This is a genomic window from Streptomyces sp. XM83C, from assembly GCF_023072675.1.
In the GTDB taxonomy this organism is placed as follows: domain Bacteria; phylum Actinomycetota; class Actinomycetes; order Streptomycetales; family Streptomycetaceae; genus Streptomyces; species Streptomyces thermocoprophilus.
Map to the genome: position 1 here is coordinate 1 of NZ_JALLGL010000493.1, position 2,630 is coordinate 2,630.

3 protein-coding genes are annotated in these 2,630 nt (G+C 75.0%); 1 reads left to right on the forward strand and 2 read right to left on the reverse strand.

Going from position 1 to position 2,630, the window contains the following annotated elements; translation table 11 throughout:
- Positions 1-176 precede the first annotated feature (176 nt).
- Together MTQ10_RS29655 and MTQ10_RS29660 are read right to left on the reverse strand one after the other, a co-directional pair.
- On the reverse strand, positions 177-1,025 hold the full coding sequence (locus MTQ10_RS29655) for an SMP-30/gluconolactonase/LRE family protein (protein ID WP_247473517.1): 849 nt from the start codon (positions 1,023-1,025) through the stop codon (positions 177-179).
- Positions 1,022-1,795, reverse strand: coding sequence for an IclR family transcriptional regulator (locus tag MTQ10_RS29660; RefSeq protein WP_247473520.1), 774 nt, complete (start codon positions 1,793-1,795; stop codon positions 1,022-1,024). Before MTQ10_RS29660 ends, MTQ10_RS29655 begins: the two co-directional genes overlap by 4 nt.
- A gap of 284 nt (positions 1,796-2,079) precedes the next feature.
- Here MTQ10_RS29660 and MTQ10_RS29665 point away from each other — a divergent pair.
- A partial coding sequence (locus MTQ10_RS29665; protein WP_247473523.1) for a hypothetical protein occupies positions 2,080-2,630 on the forward strand: 551 nt, incomplete at its 3' end.

Consider the following 2,630-nt stretch of genomic DNA (forward strand, 5'->3'; position numbering starts at 1 on the left):
GCGGACGCGGGGGTGCGAGGGCGGCCGGCGGACGCGGGGGTGCGAGGGCGGCCGGCGGACGCGGGGGTGCGGTGCGGCCGGTCGGGGACGGCCGACGCCGCACCTGGGAACGCGGCCCGCCGGCACGGCCGTACGGAAGACGGCTGCCCCCCTTGTCCGTCGCTACGGCCGCCCGCCTACCCCGCGAACGCCGGCAGCGGCAGCCCCTTCCCGGCGTCCGGCACCACCAGCAGGGAGCCGGACAGCGGGGTGGGGTCGGTGAGGCCGACGCGGGCGGTGGTGATGTACAGGTCCGTCAGATCGGGTCCGCCGAAGGCGCACGCCGTGACCAGTGGCGCGGGCAGGGTGATCGTGCGGTCCAGGCGGCCGTCGGGGGTGTAGCGGCGTACCGCTCCCCCGTTCCACAGCGCCACCCACACGCAGCCGTCGGCGTCGACGGTGAGCCCGTCGGGGAAGCCGGCGCCCTCCTCGATCTCGGCGAGCGCGCGCCGGCCGGAGACACGGCCGTCGTCGGCGTGGTCGAAGACGTCGATACGGCGGGTCGGGGTGTCGATGTAGTACATGAGGCGCCCGTCGGGGCTCCATCCGGTGCCGTTGCTGACGGTGACGTCGTCGAGGACGACGGTCGCGGTGCCGTCGCCGGTGATCCGGGTCAGGGTGCCGCCGCCGGGCGCCTCGTCGTAGCGCATGGTGCCCGCCCACAGGGAGCCGTCGGGGGCGACGGCGGCGTCGTTGCCGCGGCGGCCCAGGACCGGCTCGTGGTGCAACCAGCGGAGGGTGTCGTCGGGGTCGAGAAGGGCGACACCGTCGCGCAGATTGAGGACGAGCCCGCCGCCGGTGCGCGGCTTGACCGCGCCGACGTGCTGTTCGACGGTGCGGACCGTGCGGCGGCCGTCGGCGGGGTCGTAGGTGTGCACGCGCGCGGCGAGGATGTCCAGCCACAGCAGGCGGCCCGTCGCCGGGTCCCAGGTGGGGCCCTCGCCGAGCGTCGCCTCGGCCCGTACCGCGATCTCGTACGCCGTCATGCCGCGCTCCGGTGGCCCAGGCGCTCGGACAGGTCCGCGGCGCCCTTGGCGGCGAGCTGCTCCAGTTCGGCGCGGCGCTCGTCGCTCCAGCGGATCATGGGCACGGAGATGGACAGCGCGGCCACGACCTGGCCGGTGCGGTCGCGGACCGGGGCGGCGACGCAGCTGACGTCCGGGTTGGACTCGCGGCTCTCCACGGCGATGCCGCGCCGGCGGATCTCGGCGAGGGTCTCACGCAGGACGGCCGGGTCGGTGATGCTGTTCGGGGTCATCGCCGCGAGCACGGCGTCCTCGGGGATGCGCGCGGCGAGTTCCTGCTCGGGGAGGGACGCCAGGAGCATCTTGCCGACGGAGGTGCAGTGCGCGGGCAGGCGGCGGCCGGCCGCGGACACCATCCGTACGGCGTGCGTGGAGTCGACCTTGGCGATGTAGATGACGTCGGTGCCTTCGAGGATGGCCACGTGCACGGTCTCGTCGCAGGTCTCGGCGACGGTCCGGGCGACCTGCTGGCCCTCGGCGGCGAGGTCGAGCTGCTCGGCGTAGCGGGCGCCGAGCTGATAGGGGCGCACACCGAGGCGGTAGCGTCCGGGCTGACCGGGCACGGGGACGATGTACTGGCGGGCGGCGAGCGTGGTGACCAGCTCGTGCACGGTGGTGCGCGGCAGTTGCAGCTTGCGCACGATGTCGGGGGCGGAGAGCGTGCCGTCCCCGTCGAGGAACAGTTCGAGGATGTCGAGAGCCCGGGTCACGGCTGGTACGAGGCGTCCCACGACCGGCCCCCTCCCTTGTGGTGTGAGGTGCCTGCGTTCGAGATTTCAACAGGCGATCGGCATGACGAACACAGGCTAGCCAGAGAGCCTACGCCGGGCAATGGCCGGAGGCGGGGGGCGAACCCGGCATCACGGGGACGCGGGGACGCGGACGCCCGGCCTCCCGGGGACGCAAGGGCCGCGAACGCCCGGCCTCCCAGGGACGCGAGGGCCGCGGACGCCCGGCCGCCCCAGGGACGCGAGGGCCGCGAACGCGCGCCCCCTCCGTGCGTCACCATGGCCCCATGCCGCCGTCCCCCAAGCCGCCTTTCACCGTCGCCGACTTCCAGCTGGTGCTGTTGCGCCGCATGGCCGACCACAACCCGCAGCTCGTCGCGGACGCCCGCCGCACCCTCGGTGTCTCCCTCACCGGCATGCGGGAGGCCAACAAGCGGTGGCAGGCGATGGTCCGCTCCCCCAGGGCGCGATCCGCCGCGAGCCGCTACCGCTCCGTGCTCGGCCCGCCCGAGTCCGAGGGCAAGCGCACGATCGGCGACCTGGAGTGCGCCGCCTGGCAGTGGCCGCTGCCGCTCTGGCCGGATCTGCGTTTCGAGGTGCTGGTCGGGCCGCGCGGCGCGGTCTGGAACGAGTGGCTGGTACGCGCCCCGCACGCCCCCGCGCCCGTGCTGCGCACCGTCGAGGACCTCACCCCCTGGTCGTGCACGGTGGACGAGGCGGCCCGACCAGCACCTCGAAACGCAGATCCGGCCAGAGCGGCAGCGGCCCCTGCCAGGCGGCGCAATCCCGGGCGCCGAACGTGCGCCTGCCCCCGGACTCGGGCGGGCCCGGCACGGCG

Excerpts from the sequence above, each read along its gene's own strand:
- MTQ10_RS29655 (WP_247473517.1), bottom strand. The coding sequence starts at position 1,025 with ATGACGGCGTACGAGATCGCGGTACGGGCCGAGGCGACGCTCGGCGAG.